This is a genomic window from Actinomadura scrupuli (assembly GCF_050971785.1).
In the GTDB taxonomy this organism is placed as follows: domain Bacteria; phylum Actinomycetota; class Actinomycetes; order Streptosporangiales; family Streptosporangiaceae; genus Actinomadura_E; species Actinomadura_E scrupuli.
On the sequence record NZ_JBPCCU010000003.1, the window covers coordinates 379,974 to 397,590 of the forward strand.

17 protein-coding genes are annotated in these 17,617 nt (G+C 71.8%); 9 read left to right on the forward strand and 8 right to left on the reverse strand.

The features are described from left to right. The first annotated feature begins 103 nt into the window (after nucleotides 1–103). Together ACRYCC_RS15980 and ACRYCC_RS15985 are read left to right on the forward strand one after the other, a co-directional pair. Nucleotides 104–469 (forward strand): phosphomannose isomerase type II C-terminal cupin domain, encoded by a 366-nt coding sequence (locus tag ACRYCC_RS15980; protein ID WP_433812767.1) that lies wholly within the window; start codon nucleotides 104–106, stop codon nucleotides 467–469. 66 nt (nucleotides 470–535) lie between these two features. Then, nucleotides 536–1,504, forward strand: coding sequence for a phosphotransferase family protein (locus tag ACRYCC_RS15985; protein ID WP_433812769.1), 969 nt, complete (start codon nucleotides 536–538; stop codon nucleotides 1,502–1,504). Nucleotides 1,505–1,547: 43 nt separating this feature from the next. On the opposite strand, the gene ACRYCC_RS15990 is transcribed toward ACRYCC_RS15985, so the two are convergent. Next, nucleotides 1,548–2,741, reverse strand: coding sequence for an acyl-CoA dehydrogenase family protein (locus tag ACRYCC_RS15990; protein ID WP_433812771.1), 1,194 nt, complete (start codon nucleotides 2,739–2,741; stop codon nucleotides 1,548–1,550). An 81-nt stretch (nucleotides 2,742–2,822) separates the two neighbouring features. Between ACRYCC_RS15990 and ACRYCC_RS15995 the strand changes: the two genes are divergently transcribed. Then, nucleotides 2,823–3,164 carry a DUF6285 domain-containing protein gene (locus ACRYCC_RS15995; protein WP_433812773.1) on the forward strand — a complete coding sequence of 114 codons (342 nt, stop codon included), beginning with the start codon at nucleotides 2,823–2,825 and terminating at the stop codon, nucleotides 3,162–3,164. Between the two features lie 18 nt (nucleotides 3,165–3,182). Here ACRYCC_RS15995 and ACRYCC_RS16000 read toward each other — a convergent pair whose 3' ends face one another. Both ACRYCC_RS16000 and ACRYCC_RS16005 read right to left on the reverse strand, forming a co-directional pair. Further along, nucleotides 3,183–3,833, reverse strand: a complete 651-nt coding sequence (locus ACRYCC_RS16000) for a carboxymuconolactone decarboxylase family protein (protein ID WP_433812775.1) — start codon at nucleotides 3,831–3,833, stop codon at nucleotides 3,183–3,185. An 89-nt stretch (nucleotides 3,834–3,922) separates the two neighbouring features. Continuing rightward, the gene (locus tag ACRYCC_RS16005; protein WP_433812777.1) at nucleotides 3,923–4,519 is read right to left on the reverse strand and encodes a VOC family protein; all 597 of its coding nucleotides are present in this window, start codon (nucleotides 4,517–4,519) and stop codon (nucleotides 3,923–3,925) included. Between the two features lie 331 nt (nucleotides 4,520–4,850). On the opposite strand from ACRYCC_RS16005, the gene ACRYCC_RS16010 reads away from it, so the two are divergent. Together ACRYCC_RS16010 and ACRYCC_RS16015 are read left to right on the forward strand one after the other, a co-directional pair. Continuing rightward, complete coding sequence (locus ACRYCC_RS16010; protein WP_433812779.1) at nucleotides 4,851–7,040, forward strand: anthranilate synthase component I; 2,190 nt, start codon at nucleotides 4,851–4,853, stop codon at nucleotides 7,038–7,040. A 63-nt stretch (nucleotides 7,041–7,103) separates the two neighbouring features. Next, nucleotides 7,104–7,250: a GPGG-motif small membrane protein gene (locus ACRYCC_RS16015; RefSeq protein ID WP_433812781.1), complete on the forward strand. Its 147-nt coding sequence runs from the start codon at nucleotides 7,104–7,106 to the stop codon at nucleotides 7,248–7,250. Nucleotides 7,251–7,391: 141 nt separating this feature from the next. On the opposite strand, the gene ACRYCC_RS16020 is transcribed toward ACRYCC_RS16015, so the two are convergent. Continuing rightward, nucleotides 7,392–9,464, reverse strand: a complete 2,073-nt coding sequence (locus ACRYCC_RS16020; protein ID WP_433812783.1) for a molybdopterin-containing oxidoreductase family protein — start codon at nucleotides 9,462–9,464, stop codon at nucleotides 7,392–7,394. Nucleotides 9,465–9,584: 120 nt separating this feature from the next. Between ACRYCC_RS16020 and thyX the strand changes: the two genes are divergently transcribed. Continuing rightward, nucleotides 9,585–10,316: an FAD-dependent thymidylate synthase gene (thyX, locus tag ACRYCC_RS16025; protein WP_433812785.1), complete on the forward strand. Its 732-nt coding sequence runs from the start codon at nucleotides 9,585–9,587 to the stop codon at nucleotides 10,314–10,316. A 51-nt stretch (nucleotides 10,317–10,367) separates the two neighbouring features. Here thyX and ACRYCC_RS16030 read toward each other — a convergent pair whose 3' ends face one another. Next, nucleotides 10,368–11,153: an SDR family NAD(P)-dependent oxidoreductase gene (locus ACRYCC_RS16030; RefSeq protein ID WP_433812787.1), complete on the reverse strand. Its 786-nt coding sequence runs from the start codon at nucleotides 11,151–11,153 to the stop codon at nucleotides 10,368–10,370. 85 nt (nucleotides 11,154–11,238) lie between these two features. Between ACRYCC_RS16030 and ACRYCC_RS16035 the strand changes: the two genes are divergently transcribed. Beyond that, nucleotides 11,239–12,021, forward strand: coding sequence for a dienelactone hydrolase family protein (locus tag ACRYCC_RS16035; protein ID WP_433812789.1), 783 nt, complete (start codon nucleotides 11,239–11,241; stop codon nucleotides 12,019–12,021). Nucleotides 12,022–12,114: 93 nt separating this feature from the next. Here the strand turns inward: ACRYCC_RS16035 and ACRYCC_RS16040 are convergent, their stop codons facing one another. After that, nucleotides 12,115–13,248: a globin domain-containing protein gene (locus tag ACRYCC_RS16040; RefSeq protein WP_433812791.1), complete on the reverse strand. Its 1,134-nt coding sequence runs from the start codon at nucleotides 13,246–13,248 to the stop codon at nucleotides 12,115–12,117. 657 nt (nucleotides 13,249–13,905) lie between these two features. Here ACRYCC_RS16040 and ACRYCC_RS16045 point away from each other — a divergent pair. Then, the gene (locus ACRYCC_RS16045) at nucleotides 13,906–14,631 is read left to right on the forward strand and encodes a gamma-glutamyl-gamma-aminobutyrate hydrolase family protein (protein ID WP_433812793.1); all 726 of its coding nucleotides are present in this window, start codon (nucleotides 13,906–13,908) and stop codon (nucleotides 14,629–14,631) included. A gap of 149 nt (nucleotides 14,632–14,780) precedes the next feature. On the opposite strand, the gene ACRYCC_RS16050 is transcribed toward ACRYCC_RS16045, so the two are convergent. Together ACRYCC_RS16050 and ACRYCC_RS16055 are read right to left on the reverse strand one after the other, a co-directional pair. Further along, the gene (locus ACRYCC_RS16050) at nucleotides 14,781–15,962 is read right to left on the reverse strand and encodes an acyl-CoA dehydrogenase family protein (protein ID WP_433812795.1); all 1,182 of its coding nucleotides are present in this window, start codon (nucleotides 15,960–15,962) and stop codon (nucleotides 14,781–14,783) included. Nucleotides 15,963–16,089: 127 nt separating this feature from the next. Further along, on the reverse strand, nucleotides 16,090–16,665 hold the full coding sequence (locus ACRYCC_RS16055) for a TetR/AcrR family transcriptional regulator (protein ID WP_433812797.1): 576 nt from the start codon (nucleotides 16,663–16,665) through the stop codon (nucleotides 16,090–16,092). A 62-nt stretch (nucleotides 16,666–16,727) separates the two neighbouring features. Between ACRYCC_RS16055 and ACRYCC_RS16060 the strand changes: the two genes are divergently transcribed. Continuing rightward, nucleotides 16,728–17,537: a class I SAM-dependent methyltransferase gene (locus ACRYCC_RS16060; RefSeq protein WP_433812799.1), complete on the forward strand. Its 810-nt coding sequence runs from the start codon at nucleotides 16,728–16,730 to the stop codon at nucleotides 17,535–17,537. Nucleotides 17,538–17,617: the final 80 nt, after the last annotated feature.

Sequence of the window (17,617 nt, forward strand, 5' to 3'; positions counted from 1 at the left end):
TCCGGCGCCTGGAGAGTACCCTTCTCGCCCAGTATCGTCATGTGCACGTTCCCCTCGGCGGCCCCTTCCGGCCGCCGTCCGATGTCGTCAACTTCGAGGTGTGATGCAGACCCGCCCGCGCCAGGACCCCGTCGTCGTCACCGACCAGCGGCCCTGGGGGAGCTTCGAGCGCTTCACCATGAACGAGCCCTCCACGGTGAAACTGATCTACGTACGGCCGGGTGAGCGGCTCAGCCTGCAACGGCACGAGCACCGCGACGAGCTGTGGGTGGCCCTCGACGCCGGCGCCGTCTTCGAGGTCGCGGGCCGCCGGATCGAGCCCGAGGTGGGGGAGCGGGTGCTGATCCGGGCCGGGGACACCCACCGGCTGAGCTCCGGCGGGCCCGCCATCCGGATCATGGAGATCGCCTTCGGGCATTTCGACGAGGACGACATCGAACGCCTCGAGGACAACTACGGGCGCACCTGAGACTTCTGTCGCACGCCGGGTCCTGCCACCATGGGGGAAAGTGGACACTTACCCCCGGGAGGAACCGTGCAGCCGGCCCAGCTGACCGAGCCGCTCCAGCGCGTGCTCGCCGAGCCGTACGGAACCGGTACGGAGATCACCGGCTTGCGGCGCGAGTCCGGCGGGGCCTCCCGCATCACGTGTTCCTTCGACGCCGTGACGCCGGAGGGGGTGCGCCACGCCCTCATCCTGCGGCTGGGTACCCCCGGGGTCTCGGCGGGCGGCCCCCTGCTGCGCGAGGCCGCGCTGATGCGGGCGGCCGCGGCCGCCGGGGTCCCGACCCCCGAGGTGATCGCCGCGGGCGGTGCGGACGGGCCGCTGGGCGCCGAGTTCGTGGTCATGGTGCGGATCGAGGGCGAGACCATTCCGCGCCGCGTGCTGAGGTCGCCGGAGCTCGCCGGCGTGCGCCCGCTGCTGGCCGCGCAGTGCGGGGAGATCCTCGCCGCGATCCACCGGATCCCGGCCGCCGCGGTCCCCGGCCTGGACGACGGTGATCAGCTCGGTGCCTGGCGGGCGCTGCTGGAGGCGACCGGCCGCCCCCACCCGGCCCTGGAGCTGGCCGCGCGCCGGCTGGATCGCGACCGGCCGTCCCCGCTGCGGGAGGCGGTCGTGCACGGCGACTTCCGCAACGGCAACCTGATCATCGGGCCGGACGGGGTGCGCTCCGTCCTGGACTGGGAGCTCGCCCACCTCGGCGATCCGCTGGAGGATCTCGGCTGGCTGTGCGTGAAGGCCTGGCGGTTCGGCTCACCGCTGCCGGTCGGCGGCTTCGGCGGCTACGACCAGCTCGTCGAAGCCTACGAGCGGGCCGCCGGCGTCCGGGTGGACCGGGACGCGCTGCGCTGGTGGGAGATGTTCGGCATCCTGAAATGGGCGATCGTGTGCGTCATGCAGGCCGAGCGGCACCTGTCCGGCGGGGAGCAGTCGATCGAGCTGGCCGCCCTCGGCCGCCGGGTCGCCGAGAACGAGTGGGACCTGCTCCAGATGCTCCCCTGACCTCTGCCCCTCCAGGGCGGAGGCGGGGCGTGGGGGAGAAGGGTCAGTGCAGGCCGAACTCCCAGTTGCCGCCCTTCTCGTACTCCTTGAGGATCCGCCGCGCGGTGGTGCTGATGTGCACCTCGTCGGGCCCGTCGTAGATCCGGCCGGCCCGGGCGTGCCGGTACATGTGGTCGAGCGGGGTGTCCTCGGTCAGCCCCTGGGCGCCGTGCACCTGGATCGCCCGGTCGATGACGTTGTGCAGCATCCGGGCGCCCGCGACCTTGATCGCGCCGATCTCCACCCGGGCCTGGCCGCCGGCGTCGATCGCGTGCGCCGCGTGCAGGGTGAGCAGCCGGGCGGACTGGATCTCGGCATAGGAGTCGAAGACGTGCTGCTGCATGAGCTGCTTGCGCGCGAGGGGCTCACCGAAGGCGCTGCGCTCGTGCAGGCGTGCGCACATCAGGTCGAAGGCCCGCTGGGCCTGGCCGAGCCAGCGCATGCAGTGGAAGATCCGGCCCGGCCCGAGCCGCTCCTGGGCGATGACGAAACCGTGGCCGCGCGGGCCCAGCAGGTTCTCCGCCGGCACCCGTACCTCGTCGTAGAGCACCTCGCAGTGCCCGCCGTCCAGGCCGAGGACCGGGGTGTCGCGGACGATGGTGTAGCCGGGCGTGTCGGTCGGCACGAGGATCATGCTGAAGGAGAGGTACGGGCTGGTCTCCGGCGGCTCGGTCCGGCACATGACCGTCGTGTAGGCGGCCCGGTTCGCGAAGGTGGTGAACCACTTGCGGCCCCGGATCACCCACTCGTCGCCCTCGAGGGTCGCCGTGGTGGTCAGCTGGGTCGGGTCGGAGCTGGAGATGCCCGGCTCGGTCATCGCGAAGCTCGGGTAGATCTCCGCCTGCACCAGCGGCTTGAGGAACCGCTCGCGCTGCGAGTCCGCGGCGTACCGGTGCAGCATCAGCGAGTCCTGCAGGGTGAAGGTGCCCAGGGCGAGCTGACCGTACTCGCTGCGGCCCTGCACCTCGTTGACGTACACGTAGTCCAGGAACGGCAGCCCGCCGCCGCCCAGCTCCTCCGGATGGCCCAGGGCCCACAGCCCCTCCGCCTTGGCCTGCCGCTGGAGGTCCTTGATCAGCTCCCCGGCCTCCTCGTCCATCCGGTGCAGGGCGGGCTCGGCCGGCTCGACCCGCTCGGTGACGAAGGCGTACACGGCATCGCGTACGGGCCGGACGTGCTCGGGCACCTCGAAGCTCATGGGTCCACCCTTCTCTGCCTGGAACTCTGCCTAGAATCGCATTCTGGAATCGAACTCTGCTCCGGATGAGGGAGACGTGCCATGGCCCCGCCCCACGACGCGCCCGATGCCGCGGAACTCGTCGCGGCCGTCCGCGAGTTCCTGCGGGACGAGGTGCTGCCCACGGCCCAGGACCGGGTGCGGTTCCACTGCCTGGTCGCCATCAGCGCCCTGGCGATGGTCGAGCGCGAGATGGAGCTCGGCCCGGCCCAGGCCGCGGCGCACCGCGAGCGGCTCGCCGCGCTCGGCTTCGACGGCGACGCGGAGCTCGCCGCCGCGATCAGGACCGGCCTGCTCGACGACCGTCGTCCGGAGGTCGAGACGGCCCTGCTGGACGCGGTGCGGGCCAAGCTGGCGGTGGCCAACCCCGCCTACCTCGAGTGATCGCACGGCGGGTACGGCTCAGGCACGGGCGGTGCCGCCGGTGATGTCGGCCGCGATGTCACGGGTGCCGTACCCCTCCGGGGCGGCCACCTCGACGATGGGGTCGTCACGGTCGTCGAACTCGGTGCGCAGTGCCTTCGACATCGTCGCGTGCATGTCGTACAGGCACGTGGTGTAGGTGAGCTCGAGGATCTGCTCGTCGGGCAGGTGCTTCTTGAGGGTGGCGAACACCTCGTCGTGCACCCGCCCGCCGCCGAGGACGAGCGCGTCGGTGTAGGCCAGGACCGCCCGCTCGAGCTCGTCGAACCGGTCGGAGACCTCCCAGTACGCCACTGCCTGTACCTTCTCGTCCGGTACGCCCAGCGCGCGCATCTGCTTGCAGTGCTGGGAGAAGACGAACTGGCTGCCGCGCGTCCAGCCGGCCCGGGTCTGGCCGAGCTCGCGCAGCACCGGGTCGAGTTTGACGTTGCGGTAGACGTTGAAGCCCTGCACGCAGTGCTTGAAGATCGCGGGATCCAGCGCGAACGTCGTCCACCAGTCGCCCGGGGTGCCGGTGGCGGTGCCGGGCTCGGCCACCGGGTCCCGGCCGGCGCCGAACAGGCTGTCGTAGAAGAACAGCACCAGCTTGTCGTCGGTCTCGGCGCGCGATACCTGGCGGAGTCGGGGCACGGCGGATGTCCTCTCGCGGGGTTCATCGCGTGATCATGCGATCGACGAACGATCGCATGATCACGGAAGGGGGTGGTGATGGTGCGGGGTCAGAGGGTGCGGTCGGCGGAGGTCTTCGGCTCGTGCCGGACGTCGCCGGGCAGGTTCAGCTCCCGGGTCCAGGCCGCGAACTCCACCAGCACGCCGTCGGGGTCCTTGAAGTAGATCGACCGGACGAAGACGCCGTCGTGCATGTCCCGGGCCACCCCGAACTCGCTGTCGTCGTGGTTGAGCAGCACGCCCACGTCGATGCCCTTGGCGATGAGCCGATCCCGGTACTGCTCGATCTTCTCCGGGGGCACGTCGAAGGCGATGTGGTTCATCGAGCCCACCGCCGACACGAGCTCGCCCCGGTCCGGCAGGTTCTTCGGCGCCGACACGCCGGGCACCGCCTCGGGCGCGTCGGGGAACCAGAAGAAGGCCAGCGCGTTGCCGCCGCCGCAGTCGAAGAAGAAGTGCTGGCCCCAGCCCATCGGCAGCTCGATGGTCTTGATCAGCGGCATGCCGAGCACGCCCTGGTAGAAGTCCACCGTCTGCTTCATGTCGGAGCAGACCAGGGCCAGATGGTTGACCCCGCGGAGCTCGAACTCCGGGTTCTCCCTTGTCGAGGGGTTCGTCCCCTCCGCACGACCCGTCTCCTGGCTCACGGCCGGCACCTCCCGGTTGGGCGCGGTCTCCTGACCGTGCCCGGCACGCGTTGTAAGCAAACCCTTATCCCCATCCTCGCAGGATTCGCCGGTGAGCAGAACCCCATTCGGTCCCGGATCGCCGCTCCCTCGCCGCGGGGGGAATGCTCGACGGCGGACCATCCCAGGCGGTAACCTTGGGTCATCATGCGAACCGGGACGCGCCAGTGGTGGTGGCGCCGCTGAGGCGGCGCTGGTTCGAGCACGCGTGACGACCAGGCGACCGCCCTCACCCGGCGGTCGTTCTCGTTGTCCGCGGGGGTAGAGGGCCTGTACGAGGGGCCACATCACGGTGGAATCAGACAGGGTCGAGACGACCGAATACACGACCGCGGGCGGCCTGAAGGTGATCCGCACCGCCACGCCGGTGGATCCGGCGGTGCGGTCGGCGGCGCTGGACGACCTCGTCGCGGCGGTCGGCCTGCGGCGCGGGGGCGTCCTCAGCTCGGGCATGGAGTACCCCGGCCGCTACAGCCGCTGGCACATCGGTTACGTCGACCCCTGCCTGGAGGTCGTCGCGCGCGGCCGCCGGATCTCGGTGCGCGCCCTCAACCGGCGCGGCCGGGTGCTGCTGCCGGCGGTCTCGGGGGCCGTCCGCGGCACCGGCGAGGTGACCGCCGAGGACGCCGGGCACATCGAGGTCTTCGTCCCGCCCACCGAGGAGTTCTTCACCGAGGAGGAGCGCAGCCGCCAGCCCACCGTCTTCACCGCCCTGCGGGCCGTCGCGGCCCTCTTCCAGGGCGAAGACCCCCACCTGGGCCTCTACGGCGCCTTCGGCTACGACCTGTCCCTGCAGTTCGAGCCGCTGCGGCTCAGCCGGGAGCGCGCGGAGGACCAGCGTGATCTGGTCCTGCACCTGGCCGACGAGCTCGTGGTCGTGGACCGCAAACGGGAGATCGCGGCGCGGATGTCCTACGACTTCGTCGTCGGCGGGCAGAGCACCGCGGGGCTCGCGCGGGCCACCGAGCCCACCCCCGTGGCCTCCAGGACCCGGGAGCTGCCGCCGCAGCCGGTCCCCGGCGTGTACGCCCAGGTGGTCCGGGACGCCAAGGAGAAGTTCGTGCGGGGCGACCTGTTCGAGGTGACCCCGGGGCACGTGATGTACGGCCGGTGCGACTCCCCGGCGGCGTTCTTCGAGCGGCTGCGCGACACCAACCCGGCGCCGTTCGAGTTCCTGTTCAACCTGGGGGAGGGGGAGTACCTCGTCGGGGCCTCGCCCGAGATGTTCGTCCGGGTCAGCATGGACGAGCAGGCGGGGCTGCGGGTCGAGACCTGCCCCATCGCCGGGACCATCAAGCGTGGCCGTGACCCCCTGCAGGACGCCGAGCAGATCCGTACCCTCATCTCCTCGGCCAAGGACGAGTCGGAGCTCACCATGTGCACCGACGTCGACCGCAACGACAAGTCACGGGTCTGTGTGCCGGGCACCGTCAAGGTGCTGGGCCGGCGGCAGATCGAGATGTACTCCCGGCTGATCCACACCGTCGACCACATCGAGGGGCGGCTCCGCCCGGGGTTCGACGCCTTCGACGCCTTCCTCACCCACATGTGGGCGGTGACCGTGACGGGCGCTCCCAAGACCTGGGCGATGCAGTTCATCGAGGACCACGAGGACACCCCGCGGCGCTGGTACGGCGGCGCGGTGGGCTTCGTCGGCTTCGACGGCACGATGAACACCGGGCTGACCCTGCGGACCGCGCAGATCCGGGACGGGATCGCGGCGGTCCGGGCCGGGGCCACCCTGCTGTACGACTCCGATCCCGACGAGGAGGAGCGGGAGACCTACCTCAAGGCGGGCGCGCTGCTGGGTGCGTTGTCGGACCTCGCGGGGGAGCGGCCCGCCGCCGAGCCGGAGCCGGAGCGGGCGGGCGGCGGGGTGAAGGTGCTGCTGGTCGACCACGAGGACTCCTTCGTCAACACCCTCGCCGACTACTTCCGCCAGCAGGGCGCGGAGGTCACCACGCTGCGGCACGGGTTCCCGGACCGGCTGCTCGACGACCTCGCCCCCGACCTGGTGGTGCTGTCCCCGGGCCCGGGGCGCCCGGAGGACTTCGCCACCGCGGCCCTGCTCGACGCGATCGGGGCCAGGAACCTGCCCGTGTTCGGGGTCTGCCTGGGGCTGCAGGCCATGGTCGAGCACTCCGGCGGTGAGCTCGCGCTGCTGGCGGAGCCCGCGCACGGCAAGCCCGGCCAGGTCAAGGTGGCCGGCGGTGAGCTGCTGGCCGGGCTGCCCGACGAGTTCACCGCGGCCCGCTACCACTCGCTGCACGCCACCCCTGACCACGTCCGAGGCGGCTTCCAGGTGACCGCGCTGCTCGGCGACGTCGTCATGGCGATCGAGGATCCGGAGCGCCGGCGCTGGGCCGTGCAGTTCCATCCGGAGTCGATCCTCACCGCCGGGGGCGGCGCCGGGCACCAGATCGTCGCCAACGTGCTCCGCCTGTGCCGTTCACCCCTGCCCGTTTTGGCCCGTCCGAAATAATGATTTCGGAAGTCTTTAAGAAAAAAAGTGTTATGGGCGAATTGCCTCGGGCATCGGGTTGGCATGGTTACTTTGCTCTGGCTCATCGCGGTGGTCCTCGTGATCTCCGGTATCTACGTCCTCGTCGCGCGCCGGGAGCTACTCTTCGGCATCGTGCTCATCGTGGTCGGGCTGCTCGTCGGTCCCGGCGGCGTGAGCATCTTCCACTGACCGCCAACGAACAGGGCTGAGCTCCCGCCTGGCGGGACTCCCCCATAGCAGGACCGCGCCCGGGTGCGGGACCACCAGGTCCCGGGCCCGGGCTCGCGCATGTCAGGGCGGCCGCCCCGGTGCCTCGGCCCGCCGGTCCGGCTACTCCGGCCCGGCGGCCGGCCGGAGAGCGGCGACCTCCACGCGGGTGTCGTGGTAGACGGCGCCTCCGCCCAGGTCGGCGTCGCGTTCGTCGACGGTGGCGTTGACCGACGAGCCGCCGCTGAGCTTGGCCCAGTGGCCCTTCGGGGTGGCGGCCACCCCCGGCCGGACGGCGTCTCCGACCTCCAGGACGGCCTGGAAGGACCCGCGTTCGTTGAAGACCCGCACCCGCTGCCCGCCGGCCAGCCCGCGGGCGGCCGCGTCCCGCGGGTGCAGGGTCACGCGCGGCTCGCCGGCCCGGCGGCGCAGTTCGGCGTTGTTGCCGAACACGGTGTTCAGGAAGTGGTGCGAGGCCGCCGAGATCAGCGCCAGCGGATAGCGGGCCGCCCGCTCCGGATCGGCCACCTCGGCCGGCGGGACGTAGCCGGGCAGCGGGTCGTGCCCGGCCCGCCCGGCCCGCTCCGACCAGAACTCCAGCCGGCCCGACGGGGTGCGGAAGCGGGTGGCGTACGGCAGGAAGGGCCGGGGCACGGACAGCCGGGCGAAGCCCTCCTTGCGGAGCCGCTCCAGGGTGATGCCCTCCAGCGAGGAGTGCCCGCCCGCGAGCGCCTGCTCGGCCAGCCGCTCGTCGGAGTCGTACAGCGCGGGTTCGGTCAGGCCCATCCGCCGGGCCAGCCGCCGGAAGGTCTCGGTGGTGGGCAGGCACTCGCCGGGCGGCGCGACCGCCGGCTCGTTCCAGGCGAGGTAGAGGTGGCCGTACCCCTGGTGCAGGTCCATGTGCTCGTGCTGCATGGTCGCCGGCAGCACGATGTCGGCGTAGTCGGCGGTGTCGGTGGGGAACTGCTCCAGCACCACCGTGAACAGGTCCTCCCGGGCCAGCCCGCGGCGCACCTTGGACTGGTGCGGGGTGCTGGCGGCCGGGTTGGCGGCGATGACGAACAGCGCCCGCACCGGCGGGTCGGTGGTCTCCAGCAGGCCCTCGCCGAGCCGGGTCATCGACAGCGTGCGGGTGGGCCCCGGCAGCAGGTCGTCGCGGAAAAGCGCGGCGTTGCGGATGCGGAAGTGCCCGCTGGTGGAGTACGACAGGCCGCCTCCCGGCCGGCCCCAGTCGCCGGTGACGCCGGGGAGGCAGGCCAGGGTGCGCAGGGCCATGCCGCCGCCGGCGTGACGCTGCAGCCCCATGGTGGCGCGGATCGCGGTGGGCCGGGTGCGGGCGATCCGCTCGCCCAGCGCCACGATCTCGGCCTCGGCCAGGCCGGTGATCCCCGCGACCCGCGCCGGCGGGAACTCCGCGATGCGCCGCTCGAAGTCCGGCCAGCCCACCGTGTGCTCGTCCAGGTAGGCGGTGTCCTGGGCGCCCAGCCCCACGATCACGTGCAGCAGGCCCAGCGCGAGCGCCGCGTCGGTGCCCGGGATGGGGGCGAGGTGCTCGTCGGCCTGCCGGGCCGTACGGGTCCGGACCGGGTCGATCGCCACCACGTGCGCACCGGCCGACCGGGCGTCCTGGATGAACTTCCACAGGTGGTGGCCGCTGGTCAGGGTGTTGGTGCCCCACAGGATGATCAGCTTCGAGAGGGCGAAGTCCTCGGGGTCCATGCCGGCCGAGGACCCGATGGCGTACTTCAGCCCGGCGCTGCCGGCGATGGAGCAGATCGTCGGGTCGTGCCGGGAGGCCCCGAGGACGTTGAAGAACCGGCGCCCCGCGAAGCCCTCCAGGCCCTGCAGGAAGCCGAGCGTGCCGGTGCCCCAGTACGGCCAGATCGCCTGGCCGCCGTGCTCGGCGAGGATGCCCCCGAGGCGCTCGCTGATCTCGTCCAGGGCCTCGTCCCAGGAGATCTCCTCGAACCGGCCCTCGCCCTTGCGGCCGATCCTGCGCAGCGGGCGCAGGATCCGGTCCGGTGCGGCGGCGTGCTCCAGATAGCGGTTGACCTTGGTGCACAGGGCGCCCCGGGTGAACGGGTGGTCCCGGTTGCCGCGCAGGCTCACGGCCTGGCCGTCCCGGACCGTCACGACCCAGGAGCAGGTGTCCGGGCAGTCCAGCGGGCACGCGCCCAGCACCTTCAATTCGGTCATGAGAGTCATTGTGCGGCACGGCGCCCGGTGCCGGCACCGCGAGGCGGCGCACCTGCGGGGCTGTCGGTGCCGGTGACTAGAGTGACCAGCGACCAGGACGAACACCGAGAGGGGCACCAGGTGACGGGCGGGGAAGCGGCCGAGATCACGTTCCGGAGCGACGTGACGGTCGAGCTGATCAAACACGCGGCGTCGGACGCCGACGTGCTGTGGGCGGCCCGTGTCTCGACCAAGGGGGAGAACTCCCTGGAGGACATCGAGGCCGACCCGGCGCGCTCCACCGGCTTGATCAACTACTTGATGCGGGACCGTCACGGCACACCGTTCGAGCACTCCTCGATGACGTTCTACGTGCAGGCGCCGATCTTCGTCTTCCGGGAGTTCATGCGGCACCGCACGTTCTCCTACAACGAGGAGAGCGGGCGTTACCGGCGGCTGGAGCCGGTCTTCTACGTGCCCGCCCCCGAGCGCAAGCTGGTGCAGATCGGCAAGCCGGGCAAGTACGAGTTCGTCGACGGCACCCCCGAGCAGGCCAAGCTGGTCGGCGAGGCGACGCGGGAGAGCTACCGGCAGTCCTACCGCGCCTACCTCGAGATGCTGGAGGCGGGCGTGGCCAGGGAGGTCGCGCGCACGGTCCTGCCGGTCGGGCTCTACTCCTCGATGTACGCCACCTGCAACGCCCGGGCGCTGATGAACTTCCTGTCCCTGCGCACCAAGCGGGAGGACTCCACCTTCCCCTCGTTCCCGCAGCGGGAGATCGAGATGGTCGCGGAGCGGATGGAGGAGCTGTGGGCGGAGATCATGCCGCTCACCCACGCGGCCTTCGAGCGGGCCGGCCGGGTCAGCCCGTAGGCCCGCGCCGGGGCCCCGGGCCGGGGAGCCCGGCCCGGGGGAGCGCCCCGCTCAGGGGAAGAACCGGCGGGCGGCGGGGTGATCCTGGGCGCCGTCGACGCAGACGTTGGCGCCGTTGATCCCGCTCGCCCGGCCGGACAGCAGGAAGCAGGCGACGTCGGTGACCTGCTCCAGGCCGACCAGCCGCCCGCCGGGGAACTCCTCCCGGGCGAAGGCCGCCAGCCGCTCCGGGTGGGCCCTGCCGAACTCCGCCCACCCGCCGCCGTCGAACAGCACCGAGCCGGGGCTGAGCGCGTTGACCCGGATGCCGCGGGAGGCGAGCTCCTGGGCCAGGGTCGCCGCGAGGTGGATCTCGGCGGCCTTGGCCGAGGCATAGGAGGACTTCGGGCCGGGCTTCCAGCCGGTGATCGACGCGATGATCAGCACGGCTCCGCCGCCGGACCGCTCCAGGTGCGGCACGGCCGTCCGCACCGCGTGCGCCGCGTGCAGCACGTTGACCGCGTAGGTCCGGGCCCAGTCCTCGGGGGTGGAGTCGAGCAGGTCCCCGCCGGACGAGCCGCCCGCGTTGGCCACGAGCAGGTCCAGGCCGCCGAGGGCGCGGGCGCCCTGCTCCACCGCGGCGCCGAGGAGGGCGGGATCGGTGACGTCGGCCGCGAAGCCGTGCGCCGTGGCCCCCGCGGCCCGGAGCCCGCCGACGGCCGCTTCGAGCCGTACGGCGTCGCGGCCGCACACCGCGACGGCCGCGCCCTCACCGGCCAGTGCACGGGCGATGCCGAGCCCGATGCCCGCCGTGCCACCGGTGACGAACGCCTTCTTCCCGCGCAGGCCGAGGTCCATGGAGGGCGATACTGCCACGAAGCGGCGGATCTCCGGTCATGGTTGGGCCTGGCCGTACGGCGTACGTTCAGCCAGGGTGGGGGACATGCCGGACCTCACCTATCCCAGTGGCCCCGACGAACTGCGCGCCTACCTGGCCGTGCCCGCGGGGCAGGGTCCCTGGCCGGGCGTGGTCGTGCTGCACGAGGCGTGGGGACTCAACGACGACATCCGTGCCCAGGCCGACCGGTTCGCCGCCGGGGGATACGTGGCGCTGGCGCCCGACCTCTACAGCGCCGGCCCCCGGTTGCGGTGCGTCCGCAGGACCTTCCAGGATCTGGTCGCCCGGCGCGGCCGGTCGTACGAGCATCTGGAGGCGGCCCGCGCCCGGCTGGCGGCACGCGAGGACTGCACCGGCCGGGTGGGACTGATCGGATTCTGCCTCGGTGGCGGGTTCGCGCTGGTGGCCGCCGCCCGGTCCGGCTTCGCGGCGGTGGCGCCGAACTACGGGATCCTGCCCCGGCGCGCGTCGGAGGTGCTGGCGGGCGCCTGCCCGGTCGTCGCCAGCTACGGACGGCGCGACCTGACCCTGCGCAACGCGGCGGCCAAGCTGGAGCGCACGCTCACCGATCTCGGCGTGGTGCACGACGTCAAGGAGTACCCCGAGGCTGGCCACAGCTTCATGACCGACTTCGTGCCCGGGCCGCCGATGAACATCCTCAGCAAGATCGTGCTGCGGGCCGGGCCGGTGGCCTCCGCGTCCGACGACGCGTGGCAGCGGGTGTTCGCCTTCTTCGGTGAGCACGTCGCCGCCCCGGCGGAGGAGACCGGGCCGCCGGAGCAGCCCGGGCCGGCGGAGGGCGCCGGGCCGGAGGAGCCCACGGGCTGAGGGCGCTCGCCGGGGCGGGAGCGCCGCGGGGGGAGGGGCAGGCCGCGCGAGCGGGCGTGCGGGTGGGTGTGGTGACCCGCGCGGCCTGCCGATCTATCCCCCCATCCCGGTTCCCCCCGGGTCGAGGGCGTCATGGTGGATCCGGGCCGGCGGCACGCCGAGCCGCTGCAGCCGCTGCACGGTCTGGTCGATCATGGCGGCGGGCCCGGCGACGTACACGTCATGGTCGTCCCAGTCGCGGAACCGGCCGACGGCCTCGGGCACCGTCCCCCGCATGCCGTCGAAGGAGGACTCCTCCGACACCACCGGTACCACGTACAGCCAGGGATAGGTCGATTCCAGCAGGCGGAGGTCGGGCAGGTCGTAGAGCTCGCGCTCGGTGCGGGCTCCCACGATCAGGTGGACGTTGCGGTGCCGCCCGCTCATGATGACCTGCTCGGCGATGGCCTTGACCGGGGCCAGCCCGGTGCCCCCGGCGACCAGCAGCAGGTCGCGGTCCGACTCTGGGTCCAGGACCATGCCGCCCATGGGCGGGCCGAGCAGCAGGGTGTCACCGACCCGGGTGTCGCGGACCAGCGATCCGCTGACCCACCCGGCCGGCAGCGCGCGGACGTGGAGCCGCAGCACACCGTCCTCCCGGGGGGCGTTGGCGATGGAGTACGGCCGCCAGACGCGCGGCCAGCGAGCGGTCTGCACGGTGACGTACTGGCCGGGGGTGTAGGTGAACCGCCGGCCGGGGCGCACGGCCAGCGCCGCGATGTCCGCGGTGCGGCGCTCGTGCTCGAGCACCTCGGCGATCCACCAGGGCGGGGTCGTCTTGGCGCTCTCGTCGGCGGACCGGATCATCAGCCCGGCCGCCGCCTCGTACGCGGCGGTCCAGGCGGCCTCGACCTCCCCGGTCCAGGCGTCGCCGGAGAACGCCCGGATGGTGGCGATCAGGGCCTGCCCGACCGCGGCGTAGTGCTCGCGGACCACACCGAACTTGCGATGGTCCTGCCCGAGCCGGCCGAGGTAGGCGGCCAGTGCGTCGGGGCTGTCCAGGCTCCAGACGATCTTGGTGAGGGCGTGAAAGAGCCGATCGCGCTGGGCGTCCATCGCCGGCGGGAACAGCGCGCGCAGGCGCGGATTCTCCGCGAAGAGCCTGCCATAGAAATAGGCGGCGGCCTTTTCGGCAAATGGCTCGACATGGGCGAAACTCTCTTTGACTAGCCGGGGATTCAATGACATCTGTCAAGCTCGCCCCCTGGTAAGTGCCTTCCGGGCAATCGACGCACCGATCACTCGAGCCGCCTCGGCGGTCTGCTGAAGTCCTCCTGCTTGCTAGTGAGTCTGCACGGAGACCCGGTCCGGCTCAACCGTTTCCGCCCAGGACGTCCACATAGACACGAGCTGTAATCGGTTTATGATTTTCCGTAATTGAACCATTAGCGGAGTTTTTTGCGATACTGATCGGTATGAAACGGTCCCCTATGGGGCGGGGTCACCATGGGTCAGATCGGCCGCGCGAAGCCCCCAATTCGCGTACGGATCGTGATCCCGCGACCGGTGGATCGGCTGTCCGATCATGGCGGCCGCCCCGCGGTGGATGAACTTCAACCCCGGGGAGAAGAAGTCGCACTGCGGGGGGGGATCTTTCCTCACCGGTACGGGCGGGAACGGACCGGCCTGCCCGCGCCAAGATCGTTCACGGTCCCGACCGGGAGGCCCTCTCGCTGCTTTGGTCTGCGAGAATCGAGGGCATAAGGCAAGCTGTCGTGTGCGACCCGGGGGTGGGGCGTCCCGCAGAACCGGTCCTGCGTCATGATGGGCGGGCGGAGCGGGTGTACGGGGTCCACAGGACCCGAGCACGCGGCGGAACCGACACCGCAGGAGGGGATTCCCGGCATGGGAGAGCCGACACAGAGCACTGGTTCCCGGCCGCTCATCGGCATCACGACCTATTTCGAGGCGGCCCGGTGGGGTGTCTGGGTGCGCGAGGCGGCGCTGCTGCCCATGCCGTATCTACGGTCCGTCGAGCGGGCGGGCGGCGTCCCGGTGCTGCTGCCGCCGGCCGGCACGCGGGGGCTGGACTCCCTCATCCGCGGCCTCGACGGCATCGTGTTCGCCGGCGGCGGTGACGTCGACCCCTCGCTGTACGGCGAGGAGCGGCACGCGGAGACGGGCGAGCCGCAGCCGCAGCGTGACCGGTTCGAGCTCGCGCTGCTCCGCGCCGCCATCGAGGCGGACCTGCCGTTCCTGGCCATCTGCCGGGGGATGCAGGTGCTCAACGTCGTCCGCGGCGGGGTGCTGATCCAGCACCTGCCGGAGGTCGTCGGCCACGAGGGCCACGCGCTGGGGCCGGGCAAGGTGGGCACCCACCCGGTGCAGATCAGCGTCACCAGCGCGGTGGGCAAGATCCTGGGTGACAGCGCCACCGTGCCCACGTACCACCACCAGGCGGTCAAGCGGCTCGGCACCGGCCTGGTCGCCGTCGCCTGGAGCGACGACCAGGTCATCGAGGCGGTCGAGCTGCAGGGCCACCGGTTCGGCCTCGGGGTGCAGTGGCACCCGGAGGAGGGCGACGACCTGAGGCTGTTCGAGGCCCTGGTCGCCGAGGCCGCCGGCCGCTAGCCCCCCGCTCTGTCGGCCAGCCCACCACCCCTGGCAGACAGGCCACGTCCCCTGTCGGCCAGCCCACCACCCCGAGACCATGACCCTCCGTGATCACGCGATCGTTCGACGATTGATTGCATGATCACGGAAGGGTGGGGGTGGGGTGGTCAGTAGGACTTGGGCAGCCCGAGGTCGTGCTGGGCGATGTGCGCCAGCACCATCTCCTCGGCCACCGGGATGTTCTTGCCGATGCGCGCGTCGCGGAAGAGCCGCGCCACCGGGTACTCCAGCGAGTAGGCCATGCCGCCGTGCGCCTGGAAGGCGCGGTCGGCCGCCTGCCAGGCCGCGTCCGCGGCGGTGAGCTTGGCGATGTTGGCCTCCGACCCGCACGGCCGCCCGCCGTCCCACAGCCAGGCGGCCTTGTGGGTCATCAGCCGGGCCAGCTCCGCCTGTGCCTTGATCTTGGCGAGCGGGAACGCGACGGCCTGGTTGACGCCGATCGGCCGGCCGAAGGGTGCGCGCTCCCGGGCGTAGTCGGTGGCCACCTTCAGCGCCAGCTCCGCACCGCCGACCCCGCCCGCCGCGGCCAGGATCCGCTCCGGGTTCAGGATGTCCCACAGCACCGCGAACCCGGCGTCGACCTGGCCGATGACCCGGTCGGCCGGGATCCGCACGTCGTCCAGGAAGACCATGCTGGAGGCCACGGTGTTGGTGCCGAGCTTGGGAATCGGCTGGAAGGTCAGGGTGCCCTCGGCGAGGGCCTGCTTGACGTCGAGGAAGAACACCGTGAAGCCGTTGACCCGGGGCCGGGCCTCGGCGGCCGGGATCGTCCGGGTCACCAGCATCATGTGGTCGGCCCGCTCGACGCCCGAGATCCAGATCTTCTGGCCGCGGACGACGAAGCCGTCGCCGTCCCGGACGGCCTGGGTGGTGATGTTGATGGCGTTGCTGCCCGCGTCCGGCTCGGTGAGCGCGAAGCAGGTCTCGATCTCGCCGGTGGCCAGCTTCGGCAGGAACTCGGTCTTCTGCGCGTCGGTGCCGTGGCGGGCGATCGTCAGCGCCCCGAAGGCGGGGGTCAGCAGGTAGAGGAAGGACGCGGCGCCGCCCGCGCCGGACCGGGCCAGCGTCTCCAGTGCCACCGCCAGCTCCAGCAGGCCCTGGCCGGCGCCGCCGTACTCCTCCGGCACCGCCAGGCCGAGCCAGCCGCCCGCGGCCAGGTCGTGCCAGGCCTCCTCCGGCCACCGCTTGTCCGCGTCGCAGCGGTCCCAGTACGCGAGGTCGTACTTGGCGCCGATCGCGGCGACGCCCTCGCGCACCGCGACCGCGCTCTCCGGCAGGTTGAAGTCCACTGCGCCTCCCGCTGATCGGCTGCTGGTCGGTGAAGTCCGGGTCCACCGTAGCCGATGGCAGTAAGTGGTCACTGACTGCCCCTGGGCCCGGAGGGCTCGTGATCTACAACGTAAAGGCGGGCGCCCGTCAGCCGAGGTACCGGGTGACGATCCGGGCGATCAGCTCCGCGACCTGCTCGGCCGGCTGGGCGGGCAGCAGGACATGGCTGAGGGTCAGCCGGACCGCCGCGTCGACCAGCTCGGTCACCGCGTCGCGGTCCAGCTCGGGCCAGTGCCGGATCACGTGCTCGATGATGCGGGTGCGGGCGGAGAACAGCATGGGCTCGGCCTGGGTGGTGAACAGCGGCAGGAGGTCCTCGCTGCCGGCGCCGGTGAGCACGGCCTTCTTGAACGGGTCGTCGGCCGCGGTCTGCAGGCTGTAGGCGACCGCCGCGGCCACGGCCGAGTGCAGGTCGTCATGGCGGGAGAGCGCCTCGTCGACGCCGTCGAGGTAGTGCTCGTGGTCGCGCAGCATCAGGGCCCGGGTGAGCCCCATCTTGTCGCCGAACTCGTTGTAGACGGTCTGCCGGCTGACCCCGGCGGCGTCCGCGATGTCCTGCATCCGGACACCCCGGTACCCGCTCCGGGTGATGAGCTCGGCCGCGGCGTCGAGCAGGTCCCCGCGCAGGGACCGGCCGGCCCGTCTCTCCGTGTCACGCTGCATGGCCACAAGATTGACGGAGTGAAGTCAGGTGTCAAGTTCGGCGCGCGACCTATGATCGCCCTATGGCGGACGAGATGGACTATCTGCAGCTCAACAAGGCGATGTGGGACGAACGAGTGGCGGTCCACGTCGCCAGTGACTTCTACGACGTGGCCGGTTTCCGGGCGGGCGGGCAGACCCTCCGCGACTTCGAGCCCGCCGAGGTCGGCGACGTGACCGGGCGCAGCCTGATCCACCTGCAGTGCCATTTCGGCCTGGACACGCTCTCGTGGGCGCGGCGCGGAGCGCGGGTGAGCGGCCTGGACTTCTCCGAGCCCGCGGTGGAGACGGCGCGGTCGCTCGCGGCCGAGGCCGGCCTGGACGCGCGGTTCGTCGCCTCGGACGTCTACGACGCCGTCGCGGTGCTGGGGGAGACCTACGACGTCGTCTACACCGGGCTGGGCGCGCTCAACTGGCTGCCCGACCTCGACCGGTGGGCGGCGGTGGTGGCGGCGTTGCTCAACCCCGGTGGCTTCCTCTACCTGCCCGAGTTCCATCCCTTCGGCTCCGTGCTCGACGACGCGGAGGGGCGCACCGTGGCCTACGACTACTTCGACCGGAACCCGCAGGTCTGGGACGAGCCCGGCACCTACGCCGACCAGGGCGCCGACCTCACCCACACCAGGTCCATCGAGTACTTCCACGGCCTCGGCGATGTGATCACCGCGCTGGTGGACGCCGGGCTGCGCATCGACTTCCTGCACGAGCACGACCACACGCTCTTCCCGCGGTTCACCACCATGGAGCGGCACCCCGGCGGCGTGTTCCGGCTGCCCCAGGGCCGCCCCAGGGTGCCGTTGATGTACTCGGTACGGGCCACTCGCCCTTCTTGAGCCCATGCGGAGGGGATGTCACGGTGTGATCGCGATGAGCCCGAAGTCCTGCACGGTCCGCTAACGCTGCTGACATGGTG